The organism is Roseateles sp. NT4 (genome assembly GCF_051857475.1).
Lineage (GTDB): Bacteria > Pseudomonadota > Gammaproteobacteria > Burkholderiales > Burkholderiaceae_C > Pelomonas.
Genome location: NZ_JBPZGZ010000001.1, coordinates 1,626,337 through 1,644,137, shown reverse-complemented (window position 1 = coordinate 1,644,137; position 17,801 = coordinate 1,626,337). Strand labels below are relative to the sequence as shown.

At 67.9% G+C, this 17,801-nt stretch carries 18 protein-coding genes; 9 read left to right on the top strand and 9 right to left on the bottom strand.

Annotated features, from left to right (window positions below; all coding sequences use genetic code 11):
* Positions 1-56 precede the first annotated feature (56 nt).
* Together ACS5PN_RS07690 and ACS5PN_RS07685 are read right to left on the bottom strand one after the other, a co-directional pair.
* Positions 57-1,613: a polyamine aminopropyltransferase gene (locus ACS5PN_RS07690; protein ID WP_439463335.1), complete on the bottom strand. Its 1,557-nt coding sequence runs from the start codon at positions 1,611-1,613 to the stop codon at positions 57-59.
* Positions 1,610-2,560, bottom strand: coding sequence for a TolB family protein (locus tag ACS5PN_RS07685; RefSeq protein ID WP_439463334.1), 951 nt, complete (start codon positions 2,558-2,560; stop codon positions 1,610-1,612). The genes ACS5PN_RS07690 and ACS5PN_RS07685 overlap by 4 nt, the downstream gene beginning before the upstream one ends.
* Positions 2,561-2,759: 199 nt before the next feature.
* Between ACS5PN_RS07685 and ACS5PN_RS07680 the strand changes: the two genes are divergently transcribed.
* Complete coding sequence (locus tag ACS5PN_RS07680) at positions 2,760-3,590, top strand: PEP-CTERM sorting domain-containing protein (protein WP_439463333.1); 831 nt, start codon at positions 2,760-2,762, stop codon at positions 3,588-3,590.
* On the opposite strand, the gene ACS5PN_RS07675 is transcribed toward ACS5PN_RS07680, so the two are convergent.
* The 6 genes from ACS5PN_RS07675 to ACS5PN_RS07650 all read right to left on the bottom strand — a co-directional run bounded on the left by ACS5PN_RS07675 (position 3,587) and on the right by ACS5PN_RS07650 (position 8,912).
* Positions 3,587-3,931, bottom strand: a complete 345-nt coding sequence (locus ACS5PN_RS07675) for a YciI family protein (protein WP_439463332.1) — start codon at positions 3,929-3,931, stop codon at positions 3,587-3,589. The two genes, ACS5PN_RS07680 and ACS5PN_RS07675, sit on opposite strands and share 4 nt — an antisense overlap.
* A gap of 11 nt (positions 3,932-3,942) precedes the next feature.
* Positions 3,943-4,623 (bottom strand): hypothetical protein, encoded by a 681-nt coding sequence (locus tag ACS5PN_RS07670; protein ID WP_439463331.1) that lies wholly within the window; start codon positions 4,621-4,623, stop codon positions 3,943-3,945.
* A complete protein-coding gene (locus tag ACS5PN_RS07665) occupies positions 4,620-5,957 on the bottom strand; it encodes a M48 family metallopeptidase (protein WP_439463330.1) in 1,338 nt (445 codons plus the stop codon). The genes ACS5PN_RS07670 and ACS5PN_RS07665 overlap by 4 nt, the downstream gene beginning before the upstream one ends.
* Before the next feature lie 97 nt (positions 5,958-6,054).
* Positions 6,055-6,276, bottom strand: a complete 222-nt coding sequence (locus ACS5PN_RS07660; RefSeq protein WP_439463329.1) for a DUF350 domain-containing protein — start codon at positions 6,274-6,276, stop codon at positions 6,055-6,057.
* A 22-nt stretch (positions 6,277-6,298) separates the two neighbouring features.
* Complete coding sequence (locus ACS5PN_RS07655; RefSeq protein ID WP_439463328.1) at positions 6,299-7,888, bottom strand: DUF4178 domain-containing protein; 1,590 nt, start codon at positions 7,886-7,888, stop codon at positions 6,299-6,301.
* The gene (locus tag ACS5PN_RS07650) at positions 7,881-8,912 is read right to left on the bottom strand and encodes an SPFH domain-containing protein (protein ID WP_439463327.1); all 1,032 of its coding nucleotides are present in this window, start codon (positions 8,910-8,912) and stop codon (positions 7,881-7,883) included. The genes ACS5PN_RS07655 and ACS5PN_RS07650 overlap by 8 nt, the downstream gene beginning before the upstream one ends.
* Positions 8,913-9,026: 114 nt before the next feature.
* Between ACS5PN_RS07650 and ACS5PN_RS07645 the strand changes: the two genes are divergently transcribed.
* Positions 9,027-9,500: a molybdenum cofactor biosynthesis protein MoaE gene (locus ACS5PN_RS07645; RefSeq protein ID WP_439463326.1), complete on the top strand. Its 474-nt coding sequence runs from the start codon at positions 9,027-9,029 to the stop codon at positions 9,498-9,500.
* Positions 9,501-9,508: 8 nt separating this feature from the next.
* Positions 9,509-9,874, top strand: a complete 366-nt coding sequence (gene crcB / locus ACS5PN_RS07640) for a fluoride efflux transporter CrcB (protein ID WP_439463325.1) — start codon at positions 9,509-9,511, stop codon at positions 9,872-9,874.
* On the opposite strand, the gene ACS5PN_RS07635 is transcribed toward crcB, so the two are convergent.
* Entirely contained in the window at positions 9,843-10,820 is a 978-nt protein-coding gene (locus tag ACS5PN_RS07635; RefSeq protein ID WP_439463324.1) for an AraC family transcriptional regulator, read from the bottom strand. The genes crcB and ACS5PN_RS07635 overlap by 32 nt on opposite strands.
* A 99-nt stretch (positions 10,821-10,919) precedes the next feature.
* Between ACS5PN_RS07635 and ACS5PN_RS07630 the strand changes: the two genes are divergently transcribed.
* From ACS5PN_RS07630 to ACS5PN_RS07605, 6 genes are all read left to right on the top strand, one after another.
* On the top strand, positions 10,920-11,102 hold the full coding sequence (locus ACS5PN_RS07630) for a hypothetical protein (protein WP_439463323.1): 183 nt from the start codon (positions 10,920-10,922) through the stop codon (positions 11,100-11,102).
* The gene (locus ACS5PN_RS07625) at positions 11,084-11,425 is read left to right on the top strand and encodes an anthrone oxygenase family protein (protein WP_439463707.1); all 342 of its coding nucleotides are present in this window, start codon (positions 11,084-11,086) and stop codon (positions 11,423-11,425) included. The genes ACS5PN_RS07630 and ACS5PN_RS07625 overlap by 19 nt, the downstream gene beginning before the upstream one ends.
* A 107-nt stretch (positions 11,426-11,532) precedes the next feature.
* Positions 11,533-14,127: an ATP-dependent chaperone ClpB gene (clpB, locus tag ACS5PN_RS07620; protein ID WP_439463322.1), complete on the top strand. Its 2,595-nt coding sequence runs from the start codon at positions 11,533-11,535 to the stop codon at positions 14,125-14,127.
* Between the two features lie 168 nt (positions 14,128-14,295).
* Positions 14,296-14,496 carry a hypothetical protein gene (locus ACS5PN_RS07615; RefSeq protein ID WP_439463321.1) on the top strand — a complete coding sequence of 67 codons (201 nt, stop codon included), beginning with the start codon at positions 14,296-14,298 and terminating at the stop codon, positions 14,494-14,496.
* A gap of 32 nt (positions 14,497-14,528) precedes the next feature.
* Positions 14,529-16,634, top strand: a complete 2,106-nt coding sequence (locus tag ACS5PN_RS07610) for a TonB-dependent siderophore receptor (RefSeq protein ID WP_439463320.1) — start codon at positions 14,529-14,531, stop codon at positions 16,632-16,634.
* Positions 16,635-16,636: 2 nt separating this feature from the next.
* Positions 16,637-17,788: a PepSY-associated TM helix domain-containing protein gene (locus tag ACS5PN_RS07605; protein WP_439463319.1), complete on the top strand. Its 1,152-nt coding sequence runs from the start codon at positions 16,637-16,639 to the stop codon at positions 17,786-17,788.
* The last annotated feature ends 13 nt before the right edge of the window (positions 17,789-17,801 follow it).

The window sequence follows — 17,801 nt, the reverse complement described above, 5'->3', positions numbered from 1 at the left end:
GGCTCCTGCGCCGGCGCCTAGTGGCCGGCGAGCCCATCTTGCAGCAAAAGACGTTCCTAGTGAACCTGTCCCCACTCGGTTTCAAACTCTTGCACCAGCACCTGATTGCTCAGGCGGTTCACTTCGGTGGGCACGCGGGCCATGTCGGGCGGGAAGTCCAGCAGGGCCGGCAGGCTCTTGAGGCTGAGGAAGCGCAGGCCGCTCGGCAAGGCGGCCGGCGTGTGGAAGGGGCGGCGCGAGGCCAGCACAAAGCCCCATTCGCCAAAGCTCGGCACATGGGCGTGATAGGGCGTGGCCGTCAGGCCCACGGACTCCAGCGTCGTCACGACCGTCCAGAAGCTGCGCCGCGCGATCAGCGGCGAAGTCGTCTGCACGACGGCATAGCCGGCGGCGCTCAAGTGCTGGTCGACCAGCTCGTAGAAGCTGGCCGTGTAGAGCTTGCCCAGCGCGAAGTTGGACGGGTCGGGAAAGTCGATGACGATGACGTCGAAGACCTCGGGGTGCTGCTCCAGCCAGCCGAAGGCGTCGGCGTTGACGATGCGCAGCTTGGGGCTGGACAGCGAATGCCCGTTCAGCGCGGACAGCTTGGGGTTGGACGTGAACAGGCCCGTCATCAACGGGTCCAGCTCGACCAGGGTGACCTGCTCGACGCTGGGGTACTTCAGGATTTCGCGCACGGCCATGCCGTCGCCGCCGCCCAACACCAGCACCCGCTTGGGGGCGCCCTGGGCCGCCATGGCCGGGTGCACCAGGGCCTCGTGGTATCGGTACTCGTCGCGCGAGTGGAATTGCAGATTGCCGTTCAGGAACAGCCGCGTGCCGCCGCCGCCGTCGGTGACGACGATGCGCTGGTAGGCGCTGCTCTGCTTGAAGACGATGTGCTCGCCGTAGAAGCGCTCCTCGGACCAGCGCGTCAGCGCGTCGGCGCCCAGCAGGGCGCCGAGCAGCAGCAGGGCCGACAGCGCGCAGGCCACGGCCTGGCTGCGGCGCGCGCGCAGTTCGGCGCGGAAGATCCACAGCGCCCAGATCGCCACGGCGACGTTCAGCAGGCCGAAGGCGATGCCGGTGCGCACCAGGCCGAGGTGGGGCACCAGCACCAGCGGGAAGGCCAGGGCGACGAGCAGGGCGCCGAGATAGTCGAAGGTCAGCACCTGGGAGACCAGGTCCTTCAAGCCGTAGCGGGCGCTGAAGTGGCGCTTCAGGATGCGCATGACCAGCGGGATCTCCAGCCCCACCAGGGCGCCCACCAGCAGCACGAGTGCATAGAGCAGAGCCCGGAAGGCCATGCCTTCGCCCGGCGGCAGCAGGCTGTGCACGGCGAACAGGCCGGCCGGCATCAGGCCACCGATGACGCCCACCAGCAGCTCCACCTGCAGGAAGACGCCGACGAGCTGGCGCTCGACGAAGCGCGACAGCCAGGAGCCCAGGCCCATGGCGAAGAGATAGACGCCGATGACAGTGGAGAACTGCAGCACCGAGTCGCCCATCAGATAGCTGGCCAGCGCACCGGCCGCCAGCTCATAGACCAGGCCGCAGGCGGCGATGACGAAGACGCTGGCGAGCAGCAGCAGCTCGGCCAGCGAGGCGCGAGCCGTGGAGGGCTGTCCGGTCACGGCTTGGCCGGGGCCAGCGTCACCGAGAAGGCCAGGCGCTTGCCGTCGGGGCTGGCGGCGATATTGCGGATGGCACCGCCCACGTCAGCGAGTTCGGCGAAGGTCTTGAACACGCTGCCCGCCTTGCCGTCCCAGCGCAGCAGCAGGTTGCCGCGCGCCATCAGCAGCGAGCCGTCGGGCAGGGCCGCGAAGTACTGGCTGCGGTTGGGGTCCTTCTCGCCTTCGGGGCCGACGGGTGTGTCCACCAGCGGCTGGGGCTGCTTGTCGCCTGGGCCCATCGCGCTGATGCGCCAGTAGGCCGGGTCGGTCTGGTCGACGAAGAGGGCGCGCTTGCCGTCGGCCGTGCGGCCCAGCGAGCGGCCGGGCTTGGCGGTCATCGACGTCAGCTGGCCGGTGGTGCGGCTGATGATGACGGCGCGGTGGCTGTTGCGCTCCGGCACGTCGTCGACGAGGAAGGCGGCGATGAGGTCGGGGTTGATCCAGGCGTGATAGCCGATGCGCTTGGTCGGCACGACGGGCGCGACGGGCTTGCCGTCCCAGCCGAACAGCCACAGCGAGGGCTCGTTCATCTCGATGCCATAGGCCGGGTCGGCGGTGATGACGCGGATGGCCGAGAAGCCGTTGCCGTCGGCCAGCGGCGTTGGCGAATACAGGTTCTCGGTGGTCGCCGTGACGGCCTTGGTCGTGGCCTTGGCGATGTCGTAGCGGTAGATGTTGTTCGAGCCCGAGCGGTCGGAGGTGAACAGCACGGCGGCACTGTCGCGCGTGAAGGCCGGTTGGAAGTTGGCGCCCTTGCCGGGCGTGATGTTGGTGACGTCGCTGACTTTGCCGGCGGCGAGGTCCAGGCGGGCCAGCACGATAGCGACATCGGGCTTGGCATCGGCGGCCAGGGCCGGTGCCATGGCGGTGCAGAGCAGGGCTTGAAGGAGGAGGCGGCGGGTGGTCATGTGGCGTCCAGGCAATGGTTGGTGGGCAGTCTAGTGGCTGGGCCTCGCCGCACTGACGCCAGGCAAGCGGGCCGATTCCGAAAAACCGGACACGAGGCCGAGGGGGCCCTTCGTCCCGTCTTCATGGGGCGCCGCGGCTGGCGTTGCGGCGGACGGCTGGCCACACTGCCGCCAGCTGTTATCGCAAGGAGCTCAGGAGATGAAGAAGATGACAACAATCGGCAAGAGTCTGGTGGGGTTGGCGCTGGGCGCCGCGGCGATGGCGGTTCACGCCGTGCCGAGCACGCTGTGGGCCTACGGGGCTTACGGCTATACCAACCCCTATGGGCAGACCTACAACTACTTCACGCCGGGCAGCCTGACGCAGGTGGACCCGAATGCCGCCTTCGCCGCCATGGCCACCATGAATGGCCCGATGGCCCAGGCCTATGTCGACACGGCCGGCTCTGTGTTCAGCCACCTGCAGAGCAGGGGCTCGTCATCGTCGGCCGCGGTGCAGTACGACTTCTACGTCACCAACGGCATGAGCTTCAGCGATCTGGTGCCGATCACCATCAAGGGCAAGGCCTTCTTCGCCGGCAGCGGCGACGCGGCCGGCAGCGGCTATGCCAAGGTCGTGCATTCGTCGACGGCGGGGGGCGTCAACAACGGCTCGTTCTCGAACCAGATCCAGAACTGGAGTTGTGGCAACGGCGGCACCACCTGCGGGCTGGTCGACTTCGAGTTTCACCTCAACGTCAGCGCCTTCGCGGCTGCCGAGTTGGGTGAGATCGCTCGCGTCAACCTGCTTGCGTCGGCCACGATCTTCGGCCCTGCGCCTTATGCCTCCCAGGGCAGCGCCTGGGTGGACCCCATCATCACGATCGACCCGGCCTATCTCGCCAGCCATCCGGGCGCCAGGCTGGTCATCGACCCGTCCGTCGTGAACACCATCGGCGCGGCCCCCGTACCCGAGCCCGGTGCCGCTGCCTTGCTGCTGGCGGGCCTGGGCGTCGTGGGCGGCGTCGCGCGCCGTCGGCGCCAGCGCTAGAAGGTCACCGGCTGGGGCAGGGCCTTGCTCCAGTAGAAGATGTCCCAGCCGGCGCGCAGGCCGCCGGTGGTGAAGGGATCGGTGGCGATCAGGGCTTCCACGGTCGCCTTGTCCGGCGCCCGCACCACCCACAGCCCGCCGACCGGCGTCGACTCAGGCGACTCGCGCAGCGAGCCGATGGCTCTCACCATCTCTGCGTTCTCGGCCGCCCATTCCAGATGGGCCTGCAGCAGCTGGCGGCGCAGCTCGCCGGCGCCCGGCTTGTCGTGGAAGCGGATGGCGAACAGCGTCCAGTCCTCGTGGGCGTTGTTCGTCAGCGTGGCGAAGTCGTGAGCGGTCATGGGAGCTGGGTTCAGGGCAGGGCGCTTGGCGGGCGGGCGACCCAGGGCGACATGCGCGCCGTGTGCTGGATCGTCGTCTCGCCGAGCAGGGGAATCCGGATGTTGACCTCCATGTTGGAGGTGTCGGGCAGGGCGGGTTGGCCCGCCTGGGCGGCCGCGAAGTGGACGTTGTAGCGCATGGCCTTCATGGCGCCCGTCGGGTCGAACTGATAGCTGGCCGCCAGCAGGTCGCCGGAAGCGGCATCGACCAGCACGCGGCCGATGAAGCCCATCTGCTTGCGCCCCGTCGTGCCACGAACAGCAAAGGCCTGGACCGTGCGGCCCTCGAAGGTCTGGGCGCCGTCCTCGCGCGTGACACTGGTGGCCGCCAGCAGCACGGTGTCGGGGCGATCGGCCGGGCTGAAGACGCTCGGCAGGGCTCGCCTCGCCAGTTGGGCCAGTTCGGCGTCTCCCTGGGAAACGATCTGGCGCTGCGGTGAGCTGCCGTCCCAGCCCGTCAGCGTGGCAACCGCCGTCGCCGTGCGCGTCTGCTGGCCTTCCAGGGTCGTGTAGACGTTCTGCACCGTCTGCGCCACCCAGGGACGGCTGGCGGCCGCGCGCTGCTGGGCCAGGGCCCACAGCGGGTCCGCCGGTTCGGCGGACCAGGCCGTGGAGCCGAGGGTGAGCAGCAGGACGAGCGCGCCTCCCCTCACGGCGTGCCCATGGCCTCGCGCCAGCGCATCGCGTCGTAGATGCGGTTGCGGGTGCTGGGGTGGTGGAAGAAGATGAATTCCTCAACGGGGCCGGGGCTGGCCTTGCGGTACTCGACGAGCTTGAGCTGGGCTTCGGCAAAGCCATGCGGCTCGCGGGTCAGGTTGAGGCTGAACTTGTCGGCCTCGGCCTCCTGGACGCGGGTGATGGTGTGGATGAGGGGCGTCGCCAGCGTGAAGAAGATCGAGAACACGGCCACCAGCATGGGCAAGCCGGCGACGTCGTCGATGCGGCTGACGCCGGTGGCGGCGGCGAAGCGCATGTGCAGGCGCTGCATGGCCCAGGCGACGACGGCGAAGCCGACAAAGATCAGCGGTGTGATCAGGGCGATGTTCTTGACCATGTGGTTCATCACATAGTGGCCCAGCTCATGGCCCATGACGGCACGGATCTCGGGCTCCGAGGTGCGGCGCAGCAGGTTGTCGTTCAGGCGCACGGCGGCCGAGCCCAGCATGCCGGACACATTGGCGCTGACGCGCGTGGTCTGGCGCGAGGCGTCGAAGACATAGACGTTGTCCACCGGCACGCCGTTGGCGTGGGCCATCTGCAGCACGGCCGTCTTGACGGGGCCGTCCTCTACGGTTTGGTAGGTGTTGAACAGGGGCTGGATCAGCACCGGCGAAATCGCGATGACGACGATGAGGGCGGCGATGCCGCCGCCCGTGCCCCAGATCCACCAGCGCGCGCCGGCGCGACGGATGACGATGTAGAGGCCGGCGACGACGATGCCCATCATCACCATGTCGATGACTTGAGACAGTGCCATCTCGGCGAACCAGGCGGGCAGGCTCTGGGTCGACATGCCGTAGGCCTGCTCTCGCCACCAGCCGCTGTAGAGGGCCAGGGGCAGGGTCAGCACAGCTGAGACGAGCACGAAGGCGGCGCCGAACAGCGCGTCGCGTCGTACCGGCCCGCGGCCGACGCGCATGCACCCGTCGCGCAGCCGCGCCGCACGCCGGCCCGTCATCAGCACGACGGCGACGAAGACGCTGGCCAGCAACTCCCACAAGATGAGCCAGTAGCCGCCGGTGTAGTAGGCGTCGGACTTGGCGACCACATCGGCCGGCAGCCGGTCCAGATAGGCCTGGGTGGCGGCCTCGGCATCGCGGGGCAGGGCGGCGCGCCACGCGTCATCGACGGGGCGGATCTTGAAGCCCGAGGCCTGGGCGGTGGCATCGGCCTTGCGGGCCTGTTCGGAGGCCTTGGCGGCATCGTCGGCGGCATGGGCCAGCGTGAGGCTGAGCGCCAGGGTGGCTGCGGTCAACCAGGTCTTCATCGCGTCCTCCTGTATTCGAAGCGGCGCGATTGTGGCGACGCTTGCCGCACCGGGAGGCGCGGTGCGACAGGCTGCGTGCAGGACGGGATGGACGGCGTCAGCCGTGGATGGCTGCGGCGACGATGTGTCCGATGGACAGGCACATGGCGCCGACGACGATGGCCAGGGCCACGTTCTTGTGCTCGACGATCTCCTCCCACAGTTTGTAGGGGGTGATCTTGTCCACGATGATGAAGGACACCCAGAAGATGACGACGCCCATGACGGCATACATCATCGAACCGAGGATGACTTCGGGTTTGAGCCAGTCGAGGGTCATGCTGTTCTCCTAGGGTATCGCTTCACTTGTGGCCACCGCCACCGCTGCTGTAGCCGCCGTAACTGCCGCCGCTGCTGCCACCGCTGAAATAGCCGCCGCTTCGCGAGCTGCGGCACTGCCGGTATTCATTGCTGTTCTCGCCGAAGCTGTTCTTGTACTGCTGGCAGTCGTCGCTGGAGCAGGCCCGCATCAGTGCGAACAGCAGCACGATGACGAACAGGGCGATGATGATGTTGCGCAGCAGGTTGCCGCCGCTCTTGAAGGCCGAGGCGTCGCGCGTGAACTGGGCCGTCGTGTCGCGCAGATTGAAGGCCTTCTGCACGGCATCGGCCGGGATGGGGCTGCCGCCGCTCCAGGTGATCTCGGGGCCTTGCTGCTCGCGGCTCAGCAGGTATTGGCCGTCGCGGCTGATGTAGTCGGTGACCTGGACACGGTCTTCCAGCTTCACCGGCCAGTAGAACTCGCCCAGCACATGCGTCGTCTTGGCGCCATAGACCCAGCGCTGGGTGTAGTCGCGGCCTTGCCAGTTGGCGCCGCCGCGGCCGGCGGTGGGCGCGCCGGTCAGCGTGCGCACGAGGCTCCAGCCCTCACGGGTGTCGACGAGGAAGGCGAAGCCCGCCAGCCGGTTGTAGAGCAGGTATTCGCGCCAGAAGCTCTGCTCGTCGTCGGCATCCTCGGGGATGTCGCAGCGCTCCTGGTAGCCGACGACGGTCCAGGCCTCGGGCTTGCCGTCGACGCCCAGGGTGCCGGTGCGGCCCAGCGGGATCAGCGGCGGCAGGCCGCGGCTCTGCGGCGTGAAGCCCAGGGCCTGGGCTTCGCCTTCCGGCAGATCGACGACGGCATTGCACTGGGCGCAGACCATGCTCTTGGTCTGCGCCAGCTTGGGTTCCAGCGGCGCACCGCAGCTCGGGCAGGCTATGGCCCGGCCCTTGAACTTGACTTCGGCGACCGACTCGCCTTCGGCCGTCTGCCGCAGGCCCTGCAGTGCCATGTCGGCCAGGGCGACACTGCGGCCGACCGACCAGATCGGCGGCGAGCCGTCCCGGTATTCCAGGCTGCCCACCTCGCCCTGGGCATTGCGCAGCTCGATGACGCGGCCGGCCTTGGGCGGGCGCGGCAGCTCGCCCTCGGCGGCGCGCAGGGCGGCCTGGACGATGGCGGCGACCTGCCAGCGTTGGCCGGCGACCGTCAGCGGCAGGCCCAGGCCCGGTGCCTCGGGCGGCAGCTCGGCCAGCGGCGCCTCCAGGCTGACGACGAACTGGCCATTGTCCTCGCTGAGCCAGGCCGTGCGTGGCGTGTCGCCCCCGGTGTCGAACAGCAGATGCCATTCGTTCCAGTTGCCGAGCTCGGAGCCGCGCTGCACACGGCCAACGACCGTGAAGTTGCGGCCCATCCAGCGGCCGCTCGTACCGAGCTGCAGCGGCGAATAGTCTTCGAAGATCTCGGCGCTCTGGCCGATCTGGCTCAGCGTGTCGCCGTCACGCAGCAGCGTGCTGCGGCAGAAGCCGCAGATGGCGCTGGCCGAGGCTGCGCTGGCGAACTCGACCGGCGCGCCGCAGTTGGGACAGGCGGCGCGCCAGCGACGCTGCGCGGCTGGCGCCTGATCAGCCAAGTTTCTTCAGCAGGTCGGCCTTCTTCGCGGCGAATTCCTCGTCGGTCAGGATGCCCTTGGCCTTGAGGTCGCCGAGCTTTTCCAGCAGCGAGACGATGTCTTCGGGCTTGCTGGCTGCGGGTGCAGGCGCCGCGGTGCCGACGCCGGCCAGGCCCTGGCCCAGGGTCTGGGCCAGCGTCTGGCCCAGGGCCACGCCGGCACCCAGGCCGATGGCTTCGCCGGCGATGCCGCTGCCGCCACCACCGCCGCCCTTGGCCATCTCGGGCAGGGCCTGGGCGGCCTGGTACTGCATGAACTGGCCCATGTTCTGGCCGATGATGCCCATGCCGATGCGCTGGTCGAGGATCTTCTGCAGCTCCTCGGGCAGGGACACGTTCTGCATCGTCACCGAGATCAGCTCCAGGCCGATGGCGGCGAAGGATTCGGCCGTGGCGTTCTTCAGCGCGGCGGCGAACTCGACCTGGTTGGCGGCCAGGTCCAGGAAGGGCGTGCCGCTGCTGGCGACCGCGTCGCTGATGTGCTGCAGCATCAGGCCACGCAGCTGGCCGTCCAGGTCCTGCACCGTGTAGCGCTCGCGCGTACCGGAGATCTGGCTGTGGAAGGTCTTGGGATCCTGGATGCGGTAGGCGTAGTTGCCGAAGGCGCGCAGGCGCACGGCGCCGAAGTCCTTGTCGCGGATGGCGACCGGCTGGCTGGTGCCCCAGCGCTGGTCGATCTGCTGGCGGGTGCTGAAGAAGTAGACGTCGCTCTTGAAGGGCGACTCGAAGAGCTTGTCCCAGTTCTTCAGATAGGTTAGCACCGGCAGGGTCTGGGTCGTCAGCTTGTGGGTGCCCGGGCCGAAGACGTCGGCGACCTGGCCTTCATTGACGAAGACGGCGACCTGGGATTCGCGCACGACGAGCTGGCCGCCGTTCTGGATTTCCATGCCCGACATCGGGAAGCGATAGGCCAGCGTGCCGTCACCGTCCTCCGTCCACTGGATGACGTCTATGAACTGTTTCTTGATGAAATCCATCAGGGCCATGTTGGTTCCTGCGTGCGGTGAAAAGGAAATGACAGCAAGTATCCGGCGGCGACCGGGTGCCCAGACGCCCAAACATGTGAATCTCACCCGCGGGGCGAGGTGAGAATCCGTGCCATGCCCCGAGTTTGCATCCAGACGCAGGACTTTGACGTCGGCGCCGAAACTTCCTCCCTCCGGACGGGGGATGGCGGCGTTGGCGCCGTCGTCGCCTTCGTCGGCACCGTGCGCGAGCACAGCAGCGGCGCGGCAGTCTCGGCCATGGAGCTGGAGCATTACCCCGGCATGACGGAGGCGGCCATCGAGGCCATGGTGGATGAGGCGCTGTCCCGCTTCGACATCCGCGCCGCCAAGGTCATCCACCGCGTCGGCCGGCTCGAAGCCCGCGACCAGATCGTTCTGGTGCTGGTCACCAGCGCCCACCGTGGACAGGCTTTCCTGGCCTGCGAATTCCTGATGGATTATTTGAAGACCCAGGCCCCGTTCTGGAAGAAGGAGCACACGCCGGACGGCGCCCACTGGGTGGACGCGCGCGTGGCGGACGACGAGGCGCTGAAGCGCTGGGGCATCGCGGCGGGGAATGCGGTTTGAACGCGGTCATGGTGTCGATCGGCGCCGCGCTGGGGGCGCTGACGCGCTGGCAGGCGGGCCTGTGGTTGAACGCGCGCTGGATGGGTTTTCCCCTCGGCACCCTGCTGGTCAACATGGTCGGTGGTCTGCTGATCGGCATGGCCCTGGAATGGTTCGGCCGCCAGCCCAACGAGCTGCTGAAGCTGCTGCTGGTGACCGGCTTCCTGGGCGGGCTGACGACCTTCTCGTCCTTCTCCGGCGAATCGCTGTCGCTGCTGCAGCGCGGCGAGTTCCTGCTGGCCCTGGGCCACACCCTGGCTCACGTGCTGGGCTCGCTCGCCTCGGCGGCGGCCGGCTTCGCCCTCATGCGCTGGGCCGTATCGAACCTGGCGTGACGCCGGCGACGCGCTTGAAGGCGCGGCTGAAGGCGGCCTCCGAGCCATAGCCCACGTCGTAGGCGATCTCGGCGATGGAGGCGTCGCCCTGGCGCAGCCGTGTCGTCGCCAGGGCGATGCGCCACTGAGTCAGGTATTCCGCCACCGGCTGGCCGACCAGCTGGCTGAAGCGCGCCGCGAAGGCCGAGCGTGACAGACCGACGGCCTGGGCCAGGGTCTCGATGGTCCAAGGCTGGGCCGGGTCGCGGTGGATCATGACGATGGCGCGGCCGATCTGCCTGTCGCGCAGGGCGCCCAGCCAGCCGGTGCGGGCCCGCGGGTCGCGGTCGATCCAGGCGCGCAGAGCCTGGATGACGAGGATGTCGGCCAGGCGTGTGATGACGGTCTCGCTGCCGGGGCGGCGACCGCGGGCCTCCTCGGCCAGAAATCGCACCGTGCTGTCGAACCAGGCCAGCTCCGGCGTGTCGGCCGTGGCCAGCACGATGACGCCGGGCAGGGCGGACAGCAGCAGGCGCACGGCCGCATCGTCGAAGCGCACCGCGCCGCAGACCAGGGTGGCCGCTTCCCCACCGCCACCGTACTCAAGCAACTCGAACCAGTCGCTGACCAAGGTACGCGGCAGCTCGAACAATGAAGGCGTGGGCTGGCCGGGCCGGCTGACGACGTCATGGCCCGCGCCGCGCGGCACCAAGGCGAAGTCGCCGGCCTGCAGGGGGTGCGTGCTGCCATCAGGCTCCACCAAGTGGCAGCTGCCGCTGGTGACGACGTGGAACATCAGGCAGTCGTCCATGGCCGGCATGTGGAAGCCCCAGGGCGCCGTCAACTCCGAGCAGCAGTAGACGACGCCACTCATGCGCAGGAAGTGCAGGGCGTCGGCAATCGGGTCACCGCGCTCCCAGTGCGTGGGGACGGTGGCGGGCGCGGCTGGGCTGGGGATGCTGGGCATCGCTGGACGATTGATCAACAGAGGACGACGGCGCGGCATGGCCGCGGCGGGCTGCGGTTCGGACACTGGCTCCATCGAAACCCGCACTGGAGACCCACCATGCCAACAAGTATCGCGGCCATGACCCCGTTGCTCACCCTGATGACGCTGCTGGCCGCCCTGGGCAGCCTGCTGATGGCGGGTGTCTTCTTCGCCTTTTCCACCGCTGTGATGCCGGCGCTGGGTCGCGCAGCGCCCGAGGCCGGCATGCGGCTGATGCAGACATCAACGAGGTCATCCTGAACCGTACCTTCCTGAGTGCGTTTGTCGGCACGGCCCTGCTGGCGCTGGCCGCCGCGGGCCTGGGCTGGGCGCAGGCACCGCGGGGCGTGGCCGCGCTGTTGGCCGCCGGCGCTCTGGCCTATGCCGTGGGCGTTTTTGGCGTCACTGTTGCGCTGAATGTGCCGATGAACGAAACCCTGGCTCGGCTGGCTGCCGACAGCGCGGCCGGCCAGGACTACTGGCGGGTCTATCTGCGCGACTGGGTCTTCTGGAACGGTGTGCGGGCGATGGCCGGCGGGGTGTCCGGTGCCTGCCTGCTGGTGGCAGCGCTGGTGGGCAGGTAAAAAGGGGCCGCGTCCGACAAGCGCGGTCTGCGCTGGCGCGCCAGACTCAGGCTTGAAATTGCAGGGCTTGCGCCCATTTGGCTTCGCAACCGGAGGATTGATTCACCATGCGTGCCGACAAATTCACCACCCGCTTCCAGGAGGCCCTGGGCGAGGCCCAGAGCCTGGCCCTGAGCCGCGACAACCCCTATATCGAGCCCGTCCACGTGCTGGCCGCCATGCTGGCCCAGGACGAAGGCCCGCGCGCGCTGATGGAGCGTGCCGGCGTCAATGCCGCCGGCCTGCGCACGGCCCTGGACGGCCTCATTGCCGGCCTGCCCCAGGTCAGCGGCTCGGGCCAGACCGTGCAGGCGGGCCGCGACCTCGTCGCCCTGCTGCAGGCCGCCGAGAAGGAAGCCACCAAGCGCGGCGACCAGTTCATCGCCAGCGAGATGTTCCTGCTGGCCCTGACCGAGGCCAAGACCGACCTGGCCGGCGTCGTGCGCGGCCATGGGCTGACGCGGCGCTCGCTGGAGTCGGCCATCGAGGCGGTGCGTGGCGGCCAGAAGGTCGAGTCGGCCGAGGCCGAAGGCCAGCGCGAGGCGCTGAAGAAATACACCCTGGACCTGACCGAGCGCGCTCGCCTGGGCAAGCTCGACCCGGTCATCGGCCGCGACGAGGAAATCCGCCGCACGATCCAGGTGCTGCAGCGCCGCAGCAAGAACAACCCGGTGCTGATCGGCGAGCCGGGCGTCGGCAAGACGGCCATCGTCGAAGGCCTGGCCCAGCGCATCATCAATGGCGAGGTGCCCGATTCACTGAAGGGCAAGCGCGTGCTGGTGCTGGACATGGCCCTGCTGCTGGCGGGTGCCAAGTACCGCGGCGACTTCGAGGAGCGGCTCAAGGGCGTGTTGAAGGAAGTCAGCCAGGACGCCGGCCAGACCATCCTCTTCATCGACGAGATCCACACCATGGTGGGTGCCGGCAAGACGGAAGGCTCCATCGACGCCGGCAACATGCTCAAGCCCGCTCTTGCGCGTGGCGAGCTGCATTGCATCGGCGCGACCACGCTGGACGAATACCGTAAATACGTCGAGAAGGATGCCGCGCTGGAGCGTCGCTTCCAGAAGGTGCTGGTCGACGAGCCGACGGTGGAGGCCACCATCGCCATCCTGCGCGGCCTGCAGGAGAAGTACGAGGTCCACCATGGCGTGGAGATCACCGACCCGGCCATCATTGCCGCGGCCGAGCTGAGCCACCGCTACATCACCGACCGCTTCCTGCCCGACAAGGCCATCGACTTGATCGACGAGGCCGCGGCCAAGATCAAGATCGAGATCGACTCCAAGCCCGAGCCCATGGACAGGCTGGACCGCCGCATGATCCAGCTCAAGATCGAGCGCGAGGCCGTCAAGAAGGAAAAGGACGAAGGCTCCATCAAGCGCCTCGGCCTCATCGAGGACGAGCTGCTGAAGCTGCAGCGCGAGTACAACGACCTGGAAGAGATCTGGACGGCCGAGAAGGCCCAGGCCCAGGGCTCGGCTCACGTCAAGGAAGAGATCGACCGCGCCCGTCAGCAGATCGAGGAATGGAAGCGCAAGGGCGACTTCAACAAGGTCGCCGAGCTGCAGTACGGCAAGCTGCCCGAGCTGGAGAAGCAGCTCAAGGAAGCCCAGGCCAAGGAGGCCGGCAAGGCCGGCGACGCCAGCCGTCCGCAGCTGCTGCGCACCTTGGTGGGCGCTGAAGAGATCGCCGAGGTCGTGGCGCGTGCCACCGGCATCCCCGTTTCCAAGCTGATGCAGGGCGAGCGCGAGAAGCTGCTGCAGATGGAAGACAAGCTGCATCAGCGCGTCATCGGCCAGGACGAAGCCATCACCGCCGTGGCCGACGCCATCCGCCGCTCGCGTGCGGGCCTGAGCGACCCCAACCGGCCGCTGGGCAGCTTCCTCTTCCTCGGCCCCACCGGCGTTGGCAAGACCGAGCTGTGCAAGGCCCTGGCCGGCTTCCTGTTCGACAGCGAAGACCACATGGTGCGCATCGACATGAGCGAGTTCATGGAGAAGCATTCCGTGAGCCGCCTGATCGGCGCGCCTCCCGGCTATGTCGGCTACGAGGAGGGCGGCACGCTGACCGAAGCGGTGCGTCGCAAGCCTTACTCCGTGCTGCTGCTGGACGAGGTCGAGAAGGCCCACCCGGACGTCTTCAACGTGCTGCTGCAGGTGCTGGACGATGGCCGCCTGACCGACGGCCAGGGCCGCACCGTGGACTTCAAGAACACCGTCATCGTGATGACGTCCAACCTGGGCTCGCAGCACATCATGGCGCTGTCGGGCGAGAAGGACGAGGTCATCCGCGAGGCGGTGTGGGGCGAGGTCAAGGCCCACTTCCGGCCCGAGTTCCTGAACCGCATCGACGAGACCGTGATCTTCCATGCCCTGGGCGCCGACCACATCAAGTCCATCGCCCGCATCCAGCTGCGCCAGCTCGAGTCGCGCCTGGACAAGATGGAGATGAAGCTGGACGTCAGCGAGGCGGCCCTGGACGAGCTGGCCAAGGTCGGCTTCGACCCGGTCTTCGGTGCGCGGCCGCTGAAGCGGGCCATCCAGCAGCGCGTCGAGAACCCGCTGTCCAAGCTCATCCTGCAGGGCAGGTTCGGTCCGAAGGACGTGATCCCGGTGCAGGTCGATGGCGGCGAGTTCAGTTTCGGCCGCGTCGTCCACTGACACGCAACACGCTCGCGGGCCCGCAACGGCAGGGCCTTCGAGCGTGACGGTGCTCTGAGCCGCGTCGGACAGCGCGCGGCTCCTTGGCCGCCTTCTCGCAGGAGAGGGCGGCTTTTTCCGTCTTGTGTATAAAATGAGAATCGTTCTCATTTGTATTCGCAGGCAAAAGTGCACCCCGACTCCAACGAACTCTCCCGACAGCGCTTTCAAGCCGCTCTGAAGCTATGGGGCTGGCCCATCGCCCTGGGACTGCTGAGCGCCAGCGGCCTTGTGTCGGCCCTGGTGTCCGACAGCTGGGGCGATGCCTGGGCCTGGTTCGCACTCGGCCTTCCGGTACTGGTCATGACCCGCTACGCCCTGCGTCGCTGAGTTTCCTTTCCCCATTCCAACCGTCTTCCGACATGAAGAACAACAAATTCCTGCTGACCACCTGCGCCCTGGCTGCCAGCGCTGTCATGGCGCCGGCCCAGGCCCAGGACTCGAACGCCAACCTGCAGACCGTGGTGGTCACGGGCAAGCGCGCCAACCGCGTGTCCAAGGGCGCCACCGGCCTGCCCATGGACGTGAAGGAAACACCGCAGACCATCAGCTCCATCGACCAGGAAGACATGGCCAACTTTGGCCTGACGGGCAGCAATGAGGCGCTCGGCCTGGCCACCGGCATCAACGTCGAGCAGTACGAGACCAACCGCGCGACCTTCAATGCGCGCGGCTTCGAGATCCAGCTGACCCAGGTCGATGGTCTGGGCATGACCAACTCCTACGGCACCGTCGTCGGCCGCGAAGACACCTTCCTGTTCGAGCGCATCGAGCTGATCCGCGGCGCCAACGGCCTGCTGACCGGCGTGGGCAATGCGTCGGGCACCATCAACTACATCCGCAAGCGCCCCAAGAACCAGGACAGCGGCGAGTTCAACGTCACGCTCGGCTCCTGGGGCCAGAAGCGCGCCGCCCTGGACTACAACAAGGTGCTGACCGCGGACGGCTCCTGGGCCGGCCGCCTGGTGGTGGCGCACGAGGACAAGGACTCCTATCTGCGCGACCTGCATGACAAGCGCACCTCGATCTACGGCGTGGTCGACGGCCAGATCGGCGAGAACGGCGTGCTGACGGTGGGCGTGACCGCCGTCGACTCGAAGCAGGACTCGCCGATGTGGGGTTCGCTGACGCTGCTGCGTTCGGACGGCACCCAGGCCGACTTCCCGGTGGGCTCGTCCACGTCGCAGAAGTGGACCTACTGGAACACCAAGTCCTACAACGCCTTCGTCGAGTACACCCACCGCCTGGCCGAAGGCTGGGAAGCCAAGCTGACCTACAACTACCGCCACGGCGACGAGTCGACGCGCCTGCTCTACGCCTACTCGCCGACCGGCGTGCTGAAGCCGGACAACACCGGCCTGGTGGGATGGCCCTACCGCAGCGAGGGCGACGCCGACCACCGCGTGCTGGACGCCAACGTCAACGGCGAGTTCTCCGCCTTCGGCCGCAAGCACCGCCTGCTGCTGGGCGTGAGCCAGTCGCGCGAGAAGACGGCCGTCGACATCAACCCCGTGCAGAACCACATGCTGGACGCGCTGCCGGCCTTCCCCTATGGCGGCGACAGCTACGTCGAGCCGACCTGGGGCGCGCGTGAGCCCAGCACGCGCGGCCAGCAGAAGCTGACCCGCCTGTACGGCGCCGCGCAGATCTCGCTGACGGATTCGCTCAAGGGCATCCTGGGCGTGAACGCCGTGCGCCTGGAGCGCACCGGCGCCTCCATCTATGGCAACGCGGCCACCAACACCTTCTATCCCGACACCCAGGAAACCAGCCCCTACGTCGGCCTCACCTACGCCTTCGGCCCCGACGTGACCGCCTATGTGTCCTACTCGGACATCTTCCAGAACCAGGACCAGACGGACAAGAAGGGCGAGTACCTCGCGCCCATGAAGGGCGTCAACACCGAGGCCGGCGTCAAGGCCGAATGGCTGAACAAGGCGCTGCTGACCACCTTCGCCGTCTTCACCGCCAAGCAGGACGGCCTGGCGACCTACGGCGGCGTCATCAGCGGCACCGGCACCAACCTCGACGGTCAGTACTGGTACGAGGGCAAGGACGTGAAGTCCAAGGGCTTCGAACTGGAGGCCACCGGCCGCGTCGGCAAGGACAGCAAGCTGACGCTGGGCTACACCCACCTCAACCTGACCGGCCCCGACGGCAACGACATCTACGAATGGGTGCCCCGCAGCACCGTCAACTTCCGCGCCGACACGCGCCTGCCCATGCTGCCGGCCCTGCGTCTGGGCCTGGGTGGCCGCTGGCAGTCCGACGTCAGCAAGATCGGCAGCGCCAGGCAGGGCGCCTACGCGGTGGCCAACGCCTTCGCGGCCTATGAGCTCAACGACAAGGCGACGCTGCGCCTGAACATCAACAACCTGTTCGACAAGAAGTACATCGGCGGCCTGGCCTATGGTGCGATCTACGGCGCGCCGCGCAATGCATCGCTGACCCTCGACTACAAGCTTTGATCATGACGCCGCGCACGCTGCGAACCTGGGCCTGGCTGCACAAGTGGAGCAGCCTGGTCTGCACCCTCTTCATGCTGCTGCTGTGCCTGACCGGGCTGCCGCTGATCTTCCATCACGAGATCGGCCACCTGACGGGCACCGAGATCGAGGCGCCGCAGTTGCCGGCAGCCCTGGAGAAGCAGCGCGCAACGGCAGACGAGGTGATGGCCTCGGCCCGCAAGCTGTATCCGGACCGCATCGTGCAGTTCATGGGCAAGTCCGAGGACGATGAGCGGCTCTGGTGGACGACGCTGACGCCCACGCCCGAGCCGACGATGGACTACAAGTCGGTGACGGTGGGCGCGCGGACGGGCCAGGTCGTCGGCGAGTACAAGGTCGGCGAAGGCTTCATGGACTTGATGTTCCGCCTGCACGTCGACCTGTTCGCCGGCCTGCCGGGCAAGCTCTTCCTGGGCTTCATGGGCCTGCTGCTGCTCGTCGCGCTGGTGTCGGGCGTGGTGCTGTATGCGCCCTTCATGCGCAAGCTGGACTTCGGCGCCGTGCGCCATGAGCGCTCGGCACGCACGCGCTGGCTGGACCTGCACAACCTCATCGGCATCGTCACGCTGGTGTGGTGCTTCGTCGTGGGTGCGACGGGCATGATCAACACCTGGGCCGATTTGCTGATCAAGTATTGGCAGCAGGAGCACCTGGCCGAACTGCTCAAGCCCTACGCGGGCCAGGCCCTGGTGCCCGAGGCCGAGCGCCTGCCGCTGCAGCGTTCGCTGGAGGCCGCGCAGGCGGCAGCGCCGGGCAAGAAGCTCTTCTTCGTCGCCTTCCCGGGCACGTCGATGTCCAGCCCCCACCACAACACCTTCTTCATGCGGGGCGACACGCCGTTGACGTCCAAGCTGCTGCAGCCGGTGCTGGTGGACGCGCGCACGGCCCAGGTCACGGCGGCACCGCAGATGCCCTGGTATCTGGACGCGCTGCTGATCTCGCAGCCGCTTCACTTCGGCGACTACGGCGGCCTGCCGATGAAGATCCTGTGGGCGCTGCTGGACATCGCCACCATCGTGGTGCTGGGCAGTGGGCTCTACCTGTGGCTGAAGAAGCGGGGCCCCGCGGTGGTACCTGCGGGTGTCGGCAAGCAGGCGCTGGACCTGTCGCGCTAGGGTGCCGGCATTG

Excerpts from the sequence above, each read along its gene's own strand:
- ACS5PN_RS07685 (WP_439463334.1), bottom strand. The coding sequence starts at position 2,560 with ATGACCACCCGCCGCCTCCTCCTTCAAGCCCTGCTCTGCACCGCCATG.
- ACS5PN_RS07680 (WP_439463333.1), top strand. The coding sequence starts at position 2,760 with ATGAAGAAGATGACAACAATCGGCAAGAGTCTGGTGGGGTTGGCGCTG.
- ACS5PN_RS07675 (WP_439463332.1), bottom strand. The coding sequence starts at position 3,931 with ATGACCGCTCACGACTTCGCCACGCTGACGAACAACGCCCACGAGGAC.
- ACS5PN_RS07665 (WP_439463330.1), bottom strand. The coding sequence starts at position 5,957 with ATGAAGACCTGGTTGACCGCAGCCACCCTGGCGCTCAGCCTCACGCTG.
- ACS5PN_RS07660 (WP_439463329.1), bottom strand. The coding sequence starts at position 6,276 with ATGACCCTCGACTGGCTCAAACCCGAAGTCATCCTCGGTTCGATGATG.
- ACS5PN_RS07650 (WP_439463327.1), bottom strand. The coding sequence starts at position 8,912 with ATGGCCCTGATGGATTTCATCAAGAAACAGTTCATAGACGTCATCCAG.
- ACS5PN_RS07645 (WP_439463326.1), top strand. The coding sequence starts at position 9,027 with ATGCCCCGAGTTTGCATCCAGACGCAGGACTTTGACGTCGGCGCCGAA.
- crcB (WP_439463325.1), top strand. The coding sequence starts at position 9,509 with ATGGTGTCGATCGGCGCCGCGCTGGGGGCGCTGACGCGCTGGCAGGCG.
- ACS5PN_RS07635 (WP_439463324.1), bottom strand. The coding sequence starts at position 10,820 with ATGCCCAGCATCCCCAGCCCAGCCGCGCCCGCCACCGTCCCCACGCAC.
- ACS5PN_RS07630 (WP_439463323.1), top strand. The coding sequence starts at position 10,920 with ATGCCAACAAGTATCGCGGCCATGACCCCGTTGCTCACCCTGATGACG.
- clpB (WP_439463322.1), top strand. The coding sequence starts at position 11,533 with ATGCGTGCCGACAAATTCACCACCCGCTTCCAGGAGGCCCTGGGCGAG.
- ACS5PN_RS07610 (WP_439463320.1), top strand. The coding sequence starts at position 14,529 with ATGAAGAACAACAAATTCCTGCTGACCACCTGCGCCCTGGCTGCCAGC.
- ACS5PN_RS07605 (WP_439463319.1), top strand. The coding sequence starts at position 16,637 with ATGACGCCGCGCACGCTGCGAACCTGGGCCTGGCTGCACAAGTGGAGC.